14 protein-coding genes and 1 tRNA gene are annotated in these 16,039 nt (G+C 35.6%); 1 reads left to right on the top strand and 14 read right to left on the bottom strand.

All coding sequences use genetic code 11. The features are described from left to right. Window positions 1-31: 31 nt before the first annotated feature. From A0O34_RS12160 to tuf, 11 genes are all read right to left on the bottom strand, one after another. Entirely contained in the window at window positions 32-1,555 is a 1,524-nt protein-coding gene (locus A0O34_RS12160; RefSeq protein WP_066754972.1) for a hypothetical protein, read from the bottom strand. 112 nt (window positions 1,556-1,667) lie between these two features. Further along, window positions 1,668-2,129, bottom strand: a complete 462-nt coding sequence (locus tag A0O34_RS12155) for a hypothetical protein (protein ID WP_162271027.1) — start codon at window positions 2,127-2,129, stop codon at window positions 1,668-1,670. 375 nt (window positions 2,130-2,504) lie between these two features. Then, window positions 2,505-2,870: a 50S ribosomal protein L7/L12 gene (rplL, locus tag A0O34_RS12150; RefSeq protein WP_066754968.1), complete on the bottom strand. Its 366-nt coding sequence runs from the start codon at window positions 2,868-2,870 to the stop codon at window positions 2,505-2,507. A 47-nt stretch (window positions 2,871-2,917) separates the two neighbouring features. Continuing rightward, complete coding sequence (rplJ, locus tag A0O34_RS12145; protein WP_066754966.1) at window positions 2,918-3,514, bottom strand: 50S ribosomal protein L10; 597 nt, start codon at window positions 3,512-3,514, stop codon at window positions 2,918-2,920. Window positions 3,515-3,531: 17 nt separating this feature from the next. Continuing rightward, the gene (gene rplA / locus A0O34_RS12140) at window positions 3,532-4,224 is read right to left on the bottom strand and encodes a 50S ribosomal protein L1 (protein ID WP_066754964.1); all 693 of its coding nucleotides are present in this window, start codon (window positions 4,222-4,224) and stop codon (window positions 3,532-3,534) included. A gap of 11 nt (window positions 4,225-4,235) precedes the next feature. Next, window positions 4,236-4,679, bottom strand: a complete 444-nt coding sequence (gene rplK / locus A0O34_RS12135) for a 50S ribosomal protein L11 (RefSeq protein WP_034760648.1) — start codon at window positions 4,677-4,679, stop codon at window positions 4,236-4,238. A gap of 277 nt (window positions 4,680-4,956) precedes the next feature. Then, on the bottom strand, window positions 4,957-5,829 hold the full coding sequence (locus A0O34_RS12130) for a hypothetical protein (RefSeq protein WP_066754962.1): 873 nt from the start codon (window positions 5,827-5,829) through the stop codon (window positions 4,957-4,959). 388 nt (window positions 5,830-6,217) lie between these two features. After that, window positions 6,218-6,760 (bottom strand): transcription termination/antitermination protein NusG, encoded by a 543-nt coding sequence (gene nusG / locus A0O34_RS12125; RefSeq protein ID WP_066754960.1) that lies wholly within the window; start codon window positions 6,758-6,760, stop codon window positions 6,218-6,220. A gap of 17 nt (window positions 6,761-6,777) precedes the next feature. Then, window positions 6,778-6,984: a preprotein translocase subunit SecE gene (gene secE / locus A0O34_RS22095; protein WP_072412212.1), complete on the bottom strand. Its 207-nt coding sequence runs from the start codon at window positions 6,982-6,984 to the stop codon at window positions 6,778-6,780. A gap of 12 nt (window positions 6,985-6,996) precedes the next feature. Continuing rightward, a tRNA-Trp gene (locus tag A0O34_RS12120) sits at window positions 6,997-7,067 on the bottom strand. 54 nt (window positions 7,068-7,121) lie between these two features. Further along, complete coding sequence (gene tuf, locus A0O34_RS12115) at window positions 7,122-8,333, bottom strand: elongation factor Tu (RefSeq protein ID WP_066754958.1); 1,212 nt, start codon at window positions 8,331-8,333, stop codon at window positions 7,122-7,124. A gap of 330 nt (window positions 8,334-8,663) precedes the next feature. Here tuf and A0O34_RS12110 point away from each other — a divergent pair, with 330 nt between their 5' ends. Further along, entirely contained in the window at window positions 8,664-10,166 is a 1,503-nt protein-coding gene (locus A0O34_RS12110) for a DUF4394 domain-containing protein (protein WP_066754956.1), read from the top strand. A gap of 86 nt (window positions 10,167-10,252) precedes the next feature. Here A0O34_RS12110 and A0O34_RS12105 read toward each other — a convergent pair whose 3' ends face one another. The 3 genes from A0O34_RS12105 to A0O34_RS12095 all read right to left on the bottom strand — a co-directional run bounded on the left by A0O34_RS12105 (window position 10,253) and on the right by A0O34_RS12095 (window position 16,010). Continuing rightward, entirely contained in the window at window positions 10,253-13,351 is a 3,099-nt protein-coding gene (locus A0O34_RS12105) for an efflux RND transporter permease subunit (protein WP_066754954.1), read from the bottom strand. A 327-nt stretch (window positions 13,352-13,678) separates the two neighbouring features. Further along, window positions 13,679-14,767 carry an efflux RND transporter periplasmic adaptor subunit gene (locus A0O34_RS12100; RefSeq protein ID WP_066754952.1) on the bottom strand — a complete coding sequence of 363 codons (1,089 nt, stop codon included), beginning with the start codon at window positions 14,765-14,767 and terminating at the stop codon, window positions 13,679-13,681. Between the two features lies 1 nt (window position 14,768). After that, window positions 14,769-16,010, bottom strand: a complete 1,242-nt coding sequence (locus A0O34_RS12095; RefSeq protein WP_082891253.1) for a TolC family protein — start codon at window positions 16,008-16,010, stop codon at window positions 14,769-14,771. Between the last annotated feature and the right edge of the window lie 29 nt (window positions 16,011-16,039).

Genomic DNA, 16,039 nt, shown 5'->3' with positions numbered 1-16,039 from the left:
TGTTTGTTTTTGTTAATTATTGTGTTTATTTTTATAATGTCTGCCAAGCAAAAGCACCCCCAGTCTGTTTGCAACCATAAAAGTTTCCGGTAGTTCCTGATTTCCCATATACAATTGTACCTTCGTTACTTGCGTTGCAATCAGCTGCCACTGGAGGAGTTATTCCTTTTAATAAAACACCTTTACTTACTTCCAAATCAGCAATATTAGTAGCACTCGGGGTCATGTTAATTCCCACATCAGTAATTGCTGTACCTATTAGTCCTGAACCCGAAAATGTATGAGTTGTATTTGCATACACTGTCTGACTTGCAATCACAGCATTCGCACCAAACCCAAACCCAATCGCTCCTGCCGGACCGCTTGCCGTGTTAGCATTACCAAAAGCATAGTTATTAGATGTTACGCTATTCCCTGTACCGAAAGCAAAACCACCTGAATTTATGTTAGAATTTCCTACATTGATACCACTTACAGCGGTAGTTGCTGTTCCATTATTATTTCCTAAAACTACAGTGTTTCCATCTGTAGCAAAATTTGTATTCCCAATTACTTTCGCACCATTTAAAGCAGAGTTTGAAGCACCAATTGCAACTCCAGGGAAATTAGCAGCCTGAGCGGCAACCGTATTTCCTCTACCTAAAGCTATGTTTGATGAAGAACTATTAGAAAATGTATTATTTGATCCCCAAGAGAAAGAAGCATACGGAGAAGAAGTGTTAGCATTTCCACCATTTAATGTCCCATTAGTATCCAAAATACCTTTCACATTATTACCTGTAGCAAAAACTAAATTCTGAGCATCAGTTGTTCCTAAGAAATTACCCGATGCAATTGTAGCTCCCAAAGCAGCTGAAGTAGCTATTGTACCTGCATTTCCTAAAACTTTCCAGTCATTTGACTGTGTCTGAGTAGCAGGAACCCAATTTGTACCGTTAAAAGTCAAAACCTGTCCTGTAGTAGCAGTTGCAGTAGTTCCCAGCGGAGATCCGTTGATTCTTACGACTGTTGTAGCACCTAAAGTTCCCGTAACATCTCCTGCCAAAGCTAAAGATGAAGCCGAAAAATAAGCCGGAGCTGCCGTTGAACCTGTATTATTTCCAAAAATAGAATTTGCAAGAGCATTGGTAAGATTAAATGCCAATGAAGGATTCGTAGAAGGATTTGATACAGTTGTAGTAAACAATGGAGACAAATTTCCGGATGTGAAACCTGTTAAAGTTCCAACATTGGTTCCTTCTGACGTTCTTACCCATTTTGTTCCGTCGAAATAATAATATCCAGCTACTGTTACATTAATCGTTTGGCCAGTCGGGCCACTATCTGCAGCAGTAACATACACCATTGCTCCGCTTTGAAGAGAGGTATAATTTTTTGCCCTTAATTGATTCCCAGTTAATCTTGGAGCAATAATTCCATCTAAAAATTTTGAATTGGCAGGAGATCCCACAACATCTAATGTTGCCTGAGCCTGATTAGTATTAATGCCAACTTGCGCAGTCGCCAGAAATCCTGTAAAGGATAACATCGAAATAACGAATAATCTGTTTTTCATTTGTAATGATATTTGTTGTTTTTTGTGTGTTTTCTTTAAAAAATAGCAGACCGATAACCTTTCCCCTTATTTAAAAGAGAAAAATCAATATTCGATATCGTTAAAAGTCTGATTAAACGGAGATTCCAGAAGAAAGTCTTGTAGAAGAACTTTCAGAAAATATTTTATCCGGAATCTTTAATAGTAAAGTATATCCAATCCCATTTTTGGATATCTTAAAAATTTTAAAGTCTACATTATAAGTTAAATTTATTCTTTCTTTCAGTTCATTTTGAAATGAAAATACATATTCTAAAACGTCATTATTATCACATTCTGAATAAGATATCTTCAACAGTTCTTTATTTGTATCCTTACAATGATAAGGAGTGAGTATTTTTTCAAAAAAATTATCAGAAAGTTTATTTTTTTCTTGATAAACAATAGAAGTATTTACCTTCTCAACACTATTATTAAAGTGATTAAAGAGTCTATTTCCACGTACAACATTTTGAGCAACAGAAATATCATTAGCAAAAGATTCTTGCTGAGGGATGCCGGAGATCTCGTTAGACGGTTCGATTACCGTTAACAATGATCCAGCTTTAAGATTCCCAACAGTTAGTACAATAATCCCACAATTAAGGAGGATAGTGAAATAACTTTGGAAAAGAAAGTAGTTTCTTTTCAAATTAGTGCGTGTGTTTTTTTCGTATGCAAATATAGTATTTTTTCAACTTAAACAATATTTTATTAGTAAAATAATTATAAAAACAATCAATTTAACTAATATTATTTAATACATAGTTTGATTTTTTATTAAATAAATAATTATAATTAAATATAAATATTCATCAAATAACAATATTTGATTACTTATATACATACCACATGATTTTTAAAAGAATAAAATGCACAAAAAAAAGCCTGAGCAAATTGCCCAGGCTTATTATTTTCAGTGTAAATTGAATTATTTCAATTCTACTTCAGCACCAGCTTCTTCTAATTGCTTCTTAAGAGCTTCAGCTTCGTCTTTAGAGATACCAGTTTTGATTGCAGCAGGAGCTCCATCTACGATATCTTTAGCTTCTTTAAGACCAGCACCAGTTAAATCTTTTACCAATTTAACGATAGCTAATTTAGAAGCACCAGCAGCTTTAAGAATTACGTCGAATTCAGTTTTTTCTTCAGCAGCTTCTCCACCACCTGCAGCAACTACTACAGCAGCAGCAGCTGGTTCAATTCCGTACTCATCCTTAAGGATAGTAGCTAATTCATTTACGTCTTTTACTGTTAAGTTTACTAGCGTTTCAGCTAAATTTTTTAAATCTGACATTGTTGTAATGTTTTTGTTGATTATTTTATTTAATTCTTTGAGTCTAATTATTCAGCACTTGGAGTTTCTTCCGTGCTTTCTGCAGCAGGAGCTTCTGGAGCCGCCTCAGCAGGAGTTTCTTCTACAGCAGGTGCAGCAGCTTCTTCAGCTTTAGCTTCTACTGTTTCAGGTTTGTTTTGAAGAGCAGAAACAACTCTTTGAATTGGAGATTGAAGTAATCCGATGATTTCTCCGATCATTTCTTCTCTAGACTTGATGTTAGCAAGTGCAGTTAAGTTTTCGTCTCCAACATAGAAAGTTTCTTGAAGATAAGCAGACTTTAAAGCTGGCTTCTCTTCTTTCTTTCTGAACCCTTGGATTAATTTTGCCGGACCGTTTGCAGTCTCAGAAACCATTAATGCAGTGTTTCCTTTAAAAGTCTGGAACATTTCAGAGTAATCTACTCCTTCAATCTGCTCCATTGCTTTTTGCAAAAGTGTATTTTTTACAACTTTTACTTTGATATTTTGTTTGAAAGCCTGTCTTCTGAATTCTGAAGACTTAGCAGCGTTCAATCCGTCTAGATCTGCTACGTATACTACTTTTGCATCCTGAAGCAAGTCTTTGATCTCTTGTATTGCTACAACTTTTTGGTCTTTTGTCATTGTCTTAAGGATTTATATTAGTTAACAGATTTAGTATCAATTGCAATACCTGGGCTCATTGTAGAAGACAAATAAATGCTTTTTACATAGATTCCTTTAGCAGCAGTTGGCTTCATTTTCACTAACGTCGAGATTAATTCCTGAGCATTTTCTCTGATCTTGTCAGCATCGAAAGATACTTTACCGATACCTGCATGGATGATCCCATACTTATCTACTTTGAAATCAATTTTACCAGCTTTCACTTCAGTTACTGCTTTACCAATTTCCATAGTTACAGTACCTGATTTAGGGTTAGGCATCAAACCTCTTGGTCCTAATACTCTACCTAAAGGTCCTAATTTACCCATAACAGCTGGCATAGTAACGATAACGTCAACATCTGTCCAACCATCTTTTATTTTTTGTAAGTACTCGTCAAGACCCACATAATCAGCACCAGCTTCTCTAGCTTCAGCTTCTTTATCCGGAGTAACAAGAGCTAATACTTTAACGTCTTTACCAGTTCCGTGAGGAAGAGATACAACACCTCTTACCATTTGGTTTGCTTTTCTTGGATCTACACCCAATCTTACAGCGATATCTACAGAAGCATCAAACTTTGCAGTGTTCACTTCTTTTACAAGAGCTGAACCTTCTTCAAGGTTATAGATTCTTCCTTTTTCTACTTTGCTTAAAGCTTCCTTTTGCTTCTTAGTTAATTTTGCCATTTCTTTAAGTTTTAAGCGTTAGTTGGTTTAGTTCCTGTTACTCTTAATCCCATAGATCTAGCAGTACCTGCAACCATAGAAAGAGCTGAATCCATTGTAAAGCAGTTAAGATCTGCCATTTTATCTTCAGCAATTTTTTGAACCTGAGCCCAAGATACAGCACCTACTTTGTTTCTGTTTGGTTCTCCAGAACCACCCTTGATCTTAGCCGCATCCATTAACTGGATTGCTGCAGGAGGAGTTTTGATTACGAATTCAAAAGATTTGTCTTCGTATACTGTAATTACTACAGGTAAAACTTGTCCTGGCTTATCTTGAGTTCTTCCGTTAAACTGCTTACAAAACTCCATGATGTTCACACCTGCAGAACCCAATGCTGGACCTACTGGTGGAGAAGGGTTGGCAGCGCCACCTTTCACCTGAAGTTTTACCATTTTAAAGACTTTTTTAGCCATTTTTCTTATTTTTAATTTGAATAATTAATGAGTTTGGAAGCATTTATTATTCAGCAGGTTACCGCACTCACATAAAGTAAACCTACTTTTCGGACTGCAAAATTATGAAATATTTTTGAAATACCAAACGGAATGACTTGATTTTTAGCAAGATTATCAAAAATAAATTCTTCTTCTTCTTAATTAAGTTGAAAAAATACTGTTCTACAAAACAAAAACCCTTCTAACCGGTATAAAGTATAGAAGGGAACACAAAACTTAAAAACTTAATAAAATTTTATAAGAGCTTATTAATTATTAATCTAGAACTGATTCTGCTAATTTTTAAATCACTTAAGTTTCCTACCATATTATTTGTTCCGTAGGTCAAAAACTGTAATGAAACCTTTTGCCCAACCTTTAACCAAATAGTTGCATTACTTGTTAAAAAATACAAATTACTATTTGGAGGCATTGTTACAGATGGATTTTTATTACCCCTGTGAATTACTGTATTTGTTGTTGCAACACGTCCTGTATCTACATATAAAGCTGTAAAAGCATCCCCCGAAGTTCCGTCAAAAGTTCCCGATCCACTTCCAGGGGTTGTAAATCCACAAACACCATATAAAAAGTACAGTCCGTCTTTAGGAACAGTATATACTCCAGTTGTAGGATCGTATGCGTTTTGAGGATCGTATGATTCATCCAATTTTAAGGTGGTGAATTCATTATCATTCCAGTCATTCGCAGCATTCATATCGATTCCACCAACAGCATTTAACATTCTATTTCCACTATCCGATGCCGAGAATGAATCTCCACCTGCCACTTTTATTATGCCATTTGGGTCTGCCACCAATAATTTGTCGCTGGAAATTCCTACAGAATTATTGATATTTCTAATTCTTAAATTACCATTGGCAATATCCAAACTTTGAGTTGGTGCTGTAGTACCAATTCCCACTGTTATTGTACCAGTTCCTAAACCCGATGATCCAATAACTGAAAAGTCATTTGACTGCTGAACAACACTAGGAACTCCAGTTGTTGGGTTATCCTTACTTCCATCAATATGAAATACACCTTGAGGATTTGTTGTATTAATACCTACCTGAGCGTAATGAAAACTACTCACACATAATAAAATAACTAATAATCTTTTTTTCATCTCCTTATGATTTAAATTTAATCCAAAAGTAAAATGGGTAAACGTTTAATCAAAAGAATCATTATTAAAATCTATTTAAAGGCCAATTGAAACAGAAATTTGGATATTAAATTTAATAACATAAATCACCTTAAAATAAGGTTATAACAATATTAAATTTTCATTTTAGTGAAAAGCAAAAAAATAATTGAAAAAAAATATAAAATATTTAAAAGTAAAAAAATATTTAAATGGTTAATAATAATTCCTAAATTAAGGATAGAGATTGATAATTTCCTTAAGTAAAATCATCTAATTATTATACAGAAATTCATTTTGTACTGTATAAAACAAAAAATACCACCGATTGGTGGTATTCTAATTTATAATGTAAAAAGTAAACGCTTAATTATACTTTTTCTACTTGCATAAAGCTTAACTCCATTGGAGTTTTTCTACCGAAGATCAATACAGAAACTTCGATTTTCTTTTTATCTTCAAGAATTTTTTCAACTGTCCCGTTGAATCCGTTGAAAGGTCCGTCAATAACTTTAACGTTTTCACCTACAATATAAGGAATCTCAACATCGCTGGCAAATTCTGAAAGCTCATCCATTCTGCCTAACATTCTGTTTACCTCAGATTTTCTCATCGGTACAGGATCTCCTCCTTTTGTTAAACTTAAGAAAGATATAACTCCCGGAATGTTCTTAATAGCGTGAGGAATTTCACCCATTAGATCAGCTTCAACCATCAAGTACCCAGGATAGTAAGGTTTCTCTTTAGGAACTTTTTTTCCGTTTCTAATTTGAATAACCTTTTCCATAGGAATAACCACTTGAGTAACGTACTGCTCAAACCCTAAACGTTTGATTTCTGTCTCAATATAGTTTTTCACTTTATTTTCCTGTCCGCTGATTGCTTTCAGCACATACCATTTCAATTCGCTCATTATGGGAAAATACTTTTTTAGTTGAACACGTTAATTAGCATTCCAATTATGTTGCTAATTGATTTAGAAAACAATTCGTCAACCCCAAAGGTAAATAATGCCAAGATTACTGTTGCAATAGTTACGACAATAGTAGACGACTGCAAGTCAGACCATTTTGGCCATTCAACTTTATGTCTGAATTCGATATAAGAACCTTTTAAAAAATCGATAAATGAACTCATAATTTATATTTGCACGGGCACAAGGATTCGAACCCTGATCAACGGTTTTGGAGACCGGTATCCTACCATTGGACGATGCCCGTAGATAAAAAGCTTCCGAGAGTTTCCTTTCGGAAGCTTTATTTATTTTAAGATGATTAGTCTAAGATTTCAGTAACCTGACCTGAACCAACTGTTCTACCTCCTTCTCTGATCGCAAATCTAAGACCTACGTTAAGAGCGATTGGTTGTAACAATTCTACAGTGATTTCTAAGTTATCTCCAGGCATTACCATTTCAACACCTTCTGGTAAGAAGATCTCTCCTGTAACGTCAGTAGTTCTTACATAGAACTGAGGACGGTATTTGTTGTGGAATGGAGTGTGACGTCCACCTTCTTCTTTAGAAAGGATATAAACTGAAGCCTTCAATTTTTTGTGTGGCTTAACAGAATCTTTCTTAGCGATTACCATACCTCTCTTGATGTCAGTCTTTTCAATACCTCTCAACAATAGACCTACGTTATCACCAGCTTCACCTCTGTCTAGGATTTTTCTGAACATCTCAACTCCTGTAATAGTAGAAGTTAATTTTTCTTCACCCATACCGATGATATCAACAGGATCACCTGTGTTGATAATACCAGCTTCGATTCTACCAGTTGCAACAGTACCTCTACCTGTAATAGAGAATACGTCTTCAATTGGCATCAAGAATGGCTTATCAGTATCTCTTGGTGGTTGCTCGATCCAAGTATCAACAGCATCCATTAATTCTTCAACACTTTTGAACCACTTATCTTCTGAATTAACAGGAGTTGCAGTAGCTGCAGTAAGTGCTCCTAGTGCAGAACCTTGAATTACTGGAGAGTTATCTCCGTCGAAATCGTAAGTAGACAATAAGTCTCTAAGTTCCATTTCAACAAGCTCTAACAATTCTGGATCATCCACCATGTCAACTTTGTTCATGAAAACAACAATTCTAGGTACATTTACCTGACGACAAAGCAAGATGTGCTCTCTAGTTTGAGGCATTGGTCCGTCAGTTGCAGCACATACTACGATTGCACCGTCCATCTGAGCAGCACCAGTTACCATGTTCTTTACGTAATCCGCGTGACCTGGACAGTCAACGTGAGCGTAATGTCTATTTTCAGTTTCGTACTCGATGTGAGCCGTATTGATAGTAATACCTCTTTCTTTTTCTTCTGGAGCAGAGTCAATAGCAGAGAAATCTTTTTTCTCAGCAAGACCTTTGCTCGCTAATACAGCAGAAATTGCTGCAGTAAGTGTAGTTTTACCATGGTCAACGTGACCAATAGTACCAATGTTCAAGTGTGGTTTGTTACGATTAAACGTTTCCTTTGCCATGATGTAAAATTATTTATTTATTGTTTATTCAAATTTTCGGTGTGCAAATATAATGAATTTTTAAATATCAAAACCTTTTTATTTAAAAAAATTTAAACATTCAAATTCAAAGAATTACAAACCCTATATTTCTATGTATTGAGACTGCAAATTTACACAAATTTCTCGATTGAAAAAATCCTAATAACCAATTTCTAAGAAATCTGAAGTATCTGACTAATTCTGAATATTTTATGAGAAGTTAAAAAATCATAACGTTAAAATTTTATCGTAAAAAAACCATATTAAATCTTTTCTCGTAGATAATATAAACCCATAAAAATTAATATTATGAAAAAACTACTACACCTTTGTCTGGCTCTATTTACTGTCACGACAATATTTTCATGCGATGATTCCGATGATGAGATGATGATGGCCGAAGAAAATGTAAAAGGACCGGATGTCATGGTTTACGGATTAACAGGTACAAATGAGCTTGTCGCTTTTAATTCTAACAATCCTAAAATGTTCACTTCCAAAACAGCTGTGGCGGGAATTGTTGCCGGAGAGAAATTATTAAGTATAGATTTCAGACCTGCAACAGGCGAATTATATGCATTATCAAATGCTAGCAAATTATACATTATTAATACTTCTAACGCATCAGCAAGAGTGGTGAGTTCAACAGCATTTAGTCCAGCAATTTCAGGGCCTATTGCTTCGATTGATTTTAACCCGACGGTTGACCGTATCCGTTTGGTGAGCAGTACAGGCCAAAACCTGCGCCTGCATCCGGAAACAGGAGCACTTGCAGCTTCAGATACCAATATTAGCGGATCTGGTTCTCCATCAATTACGGGAGTTGCTTATACCAACAGTAAAGCCGGTGCTTCTTCTACCGTTTTATATGATATTGATGTTACTTCAGGGAAATTATTTAAACAAGATCCTCCCAACAACGGAACATTGGTAGAAGTGGGAAGTTTGGGAACTACATTTACTGGACAGGCTGCTTTCGATATTAAATATGATAACAGCGTTGCTTTATTAGCCTTAAATAACAATCTTCATTTATTAGATCTAAACAACGGTAAAACGACCAATATTGGCGTATTGCAACAACCTATTATTGATCTTGCGATCCCGACGGAAGCAGTAGCTTATGCTATCGACAATACTAATAATCTTCAAATATTTAATCCTAACAGTCCGATGCCGGTTTCAAAAGCGGTTGCAGGATTACAAAGTGGAGAAAATATTTTAGGAATTGATTTCCGTCCTCTGAACGGACAATTGTATGCATTAGGAAGTACAAGCAGAATTTACACTATTAATTTAGGAACAGGCGCTGCAACAGCAGTCGGAAGCTCTCCTTTTGCCACTTTACTTGCAGGAACTGATTTTGGATTTGATTTTAATCCATTAGTAGATAAAATACGAGTAGTAAGCAACACTGGGCAAAATCTTCGTTTAGATCCGGTTACCGGAGGAATTACAGCAGTAGATACGGCAATTAATCCTGTCGGAGCAATGATAGGTGCAGCTGCTTACACTAATAATTTTGCAGGAGCAACCGCTACTACCCTATTTGTTATTGATCATAATACTGATAAATTATATCAACAAAACCCGCCAAACAACGGAACTTTAGTTGAAACCGGAGCTTTAGGAATCAATATTACGAGTGCAAATGGTTTTGATATCGGAAGTATGAGTCAGAAAGCTTATTTAATGGCTTCAGTAGGTTCATCAACAAAAATTTATTCGGTGAATACAACAACAGGAGCTGCAACTTCAGTTTCTGATTACCCAAATGCTGTAAAAGCTTTTGCAGTTGGGCTAGGATTTTAAATTCATAACAAATTATTTTGATACTAAGAAGCGCGGAAAACTTTGTTTTCCGCGCTTCAATTAATATATATATAATGATAGAAGAATTAAATCTGTTCCGATTTTTTCGTTCTGTTGAAAATCCAGAAAATAATCGGGAATATCAATAATGTAAGTACTGTTGCGGTTATCAATCCACCAATAATTACGATGGCTAAAGGTTTTTGAGATTCTGAACCGATTCCTGTAGATAAGGCAGCAGGTAAAAGTCCGATCGATGCCATTAACGCAGTCATAATTACAGGTCTTGTTCTGGATTTTACTCCACTAAATATGGCTGTATCTAAATTTAATCCGTTCTTGACGTTCTGATGGAATTCCGTGATCAAAATAACCCCGTTTTGAATACAGATTCCCAAAAGAGCGATCATTCCAACTCCGGCTGAAATTCCGAAATTCATTCTTGTAACGTGAAGCGCGATAATTCCTCCGATCAATGCAAAAGGTACGTTGGCCAATACCAAAAGAGAATCTTTCATGTTTCCAAAAAGGATAAATAAAAGGAAGAAAATCATCACAATACTTACGGGAACTACCTGCGCCAATCTGTGTGAAGCTCTTTGCTGATTTTCAAACTGGCCAGTCCAACCTACAGAATATCCGTCCGGAAGTTCAATATTGGCTACTTTTTTCTGAGCATCGGCAATCGTACTTCCCAAATCTCGGTCACGAATTGAGAATTTCACTCCGATGTAACGTTTGATATCATCTCTATAAATAAATGCAGCTCCATTATCTTTAACAATATTACTGATCTCTTTTAATGGAATTTTTGCGCCGTCCTGTGTAGGAACCATCAAAGCAGCGATGTCATTTTCATCTTTTCTGTATTCCTGAGAATAACGAAGTCTTATCGGGAATTTTCTCTCTCCATCAAACATTTCTGATGCTGTTTTTCCACCAAAAGCCATTTCCAAAACCGCTTGTGCGTCGGCGGGCATTACTCCGTAAGCGGCCATTTTATCTCTATCAAGTACAACACTTACTTCGGGCTGACCGATATTTTTAATAATTCCGGGATCTTTTACGCCGTCAACATCTTTAATTTGCTTTAGAACCTCATCGGCTAATCGATCCAATGTCTGTAAATTATCTCCGTAAATTTTAATTCCATTTTCGGCTTTAAAACCGGCAACTGCTTCTGCAACGTTATCAGAAATGGGTTGAGAATAATTAAAAGTGATTCCCTGATAATTTCTCAATTTTTTGTCGATTCCTTCAATTAATTCTTCATAACTGATGTTTCGTTTCCATTCTTCTTTGGGTTTCAGGTTGACAGCAAATTGTACAAAACCAAATCCATTAGGGTCTGTTCCGTCGTTACTTCTACCCGTCTGCGCCAGAACATCCGTCACTTCCGGGAAGCTCATAATGTCTTTCTTTAAAAGATCGGCTGTTTTCAAAGATTCTTTTAATGATGAACTCATCGGCATTTCTGCAGTGATCCACAATGAACCTTCATTTAACTGAGGTAAAAATTCTGTTCCTAAAAATTTTCCTGAGAATAAAGTCACCGCCAAAAATGAAATGGCAACAATTAAACTCATTTTTTTATGTTTAAATGTAAAACTGAAACCTTTTAAAACAATTCTGTCCCAGAAATTAACAAAAGGATTATTCTTTTCTCTAACATTTTTATTTAATAGAATATGTGAAAGTACAGGAACTAAAGTCAGGGTAAAAATCAAAGCTCCAATTAATGCAAAACCTAATGTAAAGGCCAATGGTGAGAACATTTTACCTTCCACTTTCTGAAATGAGAAAATTGGAATTAATGAGGTAATGATAATTAATTTTGAAAAGAAAATAGCCTTTCCTAAGCCTGTTCCGGTTTGCTTGATCCAGCCTGCTTTTGCCATTTTATTGAACTTTTCAGGACCGTATTTTTTTGCTTTATGATCGAGCATTACAAAGATTCCTTCTACCATGACGACGGCTCCGTCAATGATGATTCCAAAGTCAACGGCTCCTAAAGAAAGTAAATTGGCACTCATTCCCGCCAGTTTTAAACATAAAAATGCAAACAATAACGATAATGGGATGATAATAGAAACAATTAAAGTAGTTCTCCAATCCGCCATGAAAATTAAAACAATTACTGTTACCAACACAATCCCTTCCAATAAGTTGTGCATTACCGTTTCAGTGGTAAAATCCATCAAGTTATCACGGTCGTAGAAAGTGACCATTTTGACATCTTTTGGAAGAATCTTTTCATTTAATTCTTTAATTTTAGCTTTAACCCCAACCAAAACTTCACGCGGATTTTCGCCTTTTCTCATCACGACAATTCCTTCAACGGTATCTTCTTGGTTATTTAATCCTGCCTGCCCTACTCTAGGCATTGAACTTTCATGAACTTCAGCAACATTTTTAACCAAAACAGGGTTTCCGCTATCATTTTGGATGGTAATATTTCCAATATCGGCAACAGATTTCACCAATCCGATTCCTCTGACAACATAGGCTTGTCCGTTTTTCTCGATAACATCACCTCCGACATTTAAATTGCTTCGGGTAACTGCATCATAAACCTGAGACGGTGTCAGATTGTATTTATCCAACGCTCTCGGATCAATACTTAATTCAAAAACTTTATCCTGACCTCCAAAAACATTGATATCCGCAACTCCAGGAACGCCTCTCAATGCACGGTCGATCACCCAGTTTTGTAAGGTTAATAATTCTCGGGAATCTTTCGTTTTACTCTCCAATGTATATCGGAAAATCTCTCCGGTTGGCCCGTAGGGTGGCTGAACTTCTGGGTCTACCTCATCAGGAAGGCTGACATTTCTTAATTGGTTATTGACCTGATTTCTGGCAAACATGTCATCCACCCCATCATCAAACAGAATCTTTACAATGGAAAGTCCAAACATTGTGGTACTTCTCACACTTGTCTTCTTCTGAACCGGGCTCATCGCCAACTCGATAGGCGTCGTGACGAAGCGTTCTACCTCTTCTGCACTTCGGCCATTCCATTGGGTGATGATTACAATTTGGGTATTGGTAACGTCTGGGAAAGCTTCAATCGGCATATTTTTGAAACTTATAAATCCCGCAATCGCCAAAATAGCAACCCAAATAAAGGTAAATGCTTTATTTTTTAATGAAAAAGCAATTATATTTTTTATGAATTTATTCATGATAGATTTATTGTGACCTAAAAAAGTCGTTGAAAGTTTTTTGTCTTGATTTTAACGCAAGGCTCGCAAAGTTTTTTTTTAAATTGTTCTGCATATTTCTACGTTTGCTAAGGCGTTTCACTCAGCAAAGATGTATTATCTTATTTTTAAGATTTATTTTTTGAACCATTAAGGGTTATTTAAGGAGTTAAGGGTTATTAAGTAATTCGCAAGCGAATTGGATAAGATTCAATACTTAAAAATATGTTTAGATGTTTTTCTTAATTAAAATTAACCTCTTAACTCTACATAATTCTTAATGTTTCAAATTAAAACTCAAAATAAAATTTAATTATTCAAAGAGCGGTAAATCAATAATTGATTATTGGTGATTACTTCTTCTCCTTCAGACAAGCCCTCGGAAATGTAAGTAACGTCGCCGACCTGTTTTAAAACTTTTACTTCTTTCACTTTTAAATCTGTTCTGGATTTATAGATCACCACAAAACTTCTGTTATCATCAAAAATCACCGCTTTGGAAGGAACTGTAAGCGCCATATTATTTTCTGAACTTGAAATTTTTATCGTTGCTTTACTTTCGGGAATCAATAATCCGTTGGCGTTGTCCAGAACAACTCTTGCCTGCATCGTGTTGGTTTGAGGATCTATAATTTTGAATATTTTATCGATTTTTCCGTCAAAAACTTTGTCGGGATAAGATAATGTGGAGACCTGAGCCGACATACCGAGGTTGATTTTATCAATATCAGATTCATTAACGTTCATGATCGCCCAAACATTGGTTGTATTAGCAACGTCGAAAATATTTTCGCTTCTATCACTTCTCAACTGCATGTCTTTATTGATGTTTTTTTGAACGATATATCCGCTAATTGGCGCTGTCACACTGTAAATATTTCCTTTTTTAACATTATAAACTGTACTTACTGCGTTTGATCTCTGCATTTGATCTTGTGCTTTTTGAAGCTGACTTTTTGCTTCCAGAACTTCTCTTTCGGTCGTCAGCTTTCCTTCATACATTTCTTTTGCAACGCGAAGGTTATTTTGAGCAACAACCAAGTCTGTTTTTGCATCGCTGACATCTTTTTGAACATCCGCCAATTCTGTACTTCTGATGGTTGCCAGCACCTGCCCTTTTCTCACATAATCTCCCAATTCAACATTTACACTCATGACATTTCCGCCTACCAAAGGATAAACGTCGATGTAACTGTTTTTGTCTGCAGATATTTTTCCGTAAAAACTATAGTTATCTTCTATGTATTTTTTCTCAACTTTTGCTAAAGAAATAGATTTCAGCATGGTGTTGCTCAGTTCAAATCCTTTTTTGGCCTGTGGTGCTTTTTCTTCTTCCTCTTTTTTAGAACAAGATAACAGTGACAAAGCCACAAATACAGCAATTATATATTTTTTCATTTTAATAGAAGATTTTCGTTTGTACTAGTTGATTCAATTGTTCTGCGGATTGTATGATCTCGTTTTTCATATCATAGATCTGAAGTGCGGTCTGTCTATAGCTTTCCATAAAGTCTGTGAATTCTATAAGACTTACATTTCCGTTTCGGAAGTTTTTCAACATTCCGTTGTAGACAAGCTCGAGATTATTGAGGTCGGTTGTTTTGATCTCTGCTAATTGATCATATTGACCTTTCCAGGTTTTGTACGCAGACTGAACTTTAGTTTCAAGGTTTAATTTCTGATACTCTGCATTCTTCTGATTTTGCTTGATCGCATAATTTGCTTTTTCTATATTTCCCTGATTGCTTTTCCATAAAGGCAAAGGAATTCCGACCATCAGATTGACTTCATTTCTAAAAGTTCCGCTGTTTTGATCCCACTGTGCTCCGACATTTAAATCAGGTACATTTAAGGATTTTTGCCATTGAGAATAGAGTTTGCTATTGTCTATCAATTTTAAATTATATAGATAATCTGCATTATTTTCTACCGCTTTTCTTTTTAATTCCGCTTCATCTCCGAAAGGTTGAGCAGCTAGAACTTCTTTAGCTTCCGATTCCGAAAGCTGTGGCTCGATATCTTCCGTAACTCCGGTTAAGACTTTTAGATTTTGTTCAAATTCAAGAATATTTTTATTAATTCCAATCTTATCATTATTTAATTGAATAACGATGCTCTGCAATCTAACCTCATCTTTTAGCGATACATTTCCTTTTGCCGACTGTACTTTATAAGCACTCAGCAAATCATTCATGTATCCTAATTGCTTATTGGTATTGTCTAATTTTAATTGTTCATAGTAAAGATTGTAGTAGGTTGTATGAAGTTGCGTTTTCAACTCTACCAACAATTGAGAAAACTGAAGTTGAGCAAGTTCTTTATTAGATTTTGCAAAAGCAATTTCGTTTTTCTTTTTACCGCCCATGTAGATCAACTGGGTTACTTCTGCGCCTTTTGCCTTGCTTACATTAAAGGCTCTTTTATCTTCAGGATTGTAAGCATTGATGTATCCGCTTAGTTGTGGAAGTTCCCAGATCTTGGCCTGCAAAATATCTGCGTCGGCCATATTGATGTTGTATTGTTCGGCGAGCAGCTGAAGATTATTCGTCTGAAAAGCGTTTTCACAATCCAGAAGAGACATTTGCTGTTGTGCTGTCATTAAAGAAGAAATAACAACAAACAGTCCTGCAATTTTGTTCATTCTCTCAGTTTTCATGCTACAAAAATGCC

Origin of the sequence: Chryseobacterium glaciei, from assembly GCF_001648155.1 — a bacterium.
GTDB lineage: Bacteria > Bacteroidota > Bacteroidia > Flavobacteriales > Weeksellaceae > Chryseobacterium > Chryseobacterium glaciei.
Note: the sequence above shows the minus strand (reverse complement) of the source record. Positions and strands in the feature narration are given on the sequence as shown.

Bases quoted from the DNA above. Each gene is read 5' to 3' on its own strand.
- A0O34_RS12160 (WP_066754972.1), bottom strand. From the start codon at position 1,555: ATGAAAAACAGATTATTCGTTATTTCGATGTTATCCTTTACAGGATTT.
- A0O34_RS12100 (WP_066754952.1), bottom strand. From the start codon at position 14,767: ATGAAAAAATATATAATTGCTGTATTTGTGGCTTTGTCACTGTTATCT.
- nusG (WP_066754960.1), bottom strand. From the start codon at position 6,760: ATGAGCGAATTGAAATGGTATGTGCTGAAAGCAATCAGCGGACAGGAA.
- rplL (WP_066754968.1), bottom strand. From the start codon at position 2,870: ATGTCAGATTTAAAAAATTTAGCTGAAACGCTAGTAAACTTAACAGTA.
- rplK (WP_034760648.1), bottom strand. From the start codon at position 4,679: ATGGCTAAAAAAGTCTTTAAAATGGTAAAACTTCAGGTGAAAGGTGGC.
- tuf (WP_066754958.1), bottom strand. From the start codon at position 8,333: ATGGCAAAGGAAACGTTTAATCGTAACAAACCACACTTGAACATTGGT.
- rplJ (WP_066754966.1), bottom strand. From the start codon at position 3,514: ATGACAAAAGACCAAAAAGTTGTAGCAATACAAGAGATCAAAGACTTG.
- A0O34_RS12105 (WP_066754954.1), bottom strand. From the start codon at position 13,351: ATGAATAAATTCATAAAAAATATAATTGCTTTTTCATTAAAAAATAAA.
- secE (WP_072412212.1), bottom strand. From the start codon at position 6,984: ATGAGTTCATTTATCGATTTTTTAAAAGGTTCTTATATCGAATTCAGA.
- A0O34_RS12095 (WP_082891253.1), bottom strand. From the start codon at position 16,010: ATGAACAAAATTGCAGGACTGTTTGTTGTTATTTCTTCTTTAATGACA.
- rplA (WP_066754964.1), bottom strand. From the start codon at position 4,224: ATGGCAAAATTAACTAAGAAGCAAAAGGAAGCTTTAAGCAAAGTAGAA.
- A0O34_RS12130 (WP_066754962.1), bottom strand. From the start codon at position 5,829: ATGAAAAAAAGATTATTAGTTATTTTATTATGTGTGAGTAGTTTTCAT.
- A0O34_RS12110 (WP_066754956.1), top strand. From the start codon at position 8,664: ATGAAAAAACTACTACACCTTTGTCTGGCTCTATTTACTGTCACGACA.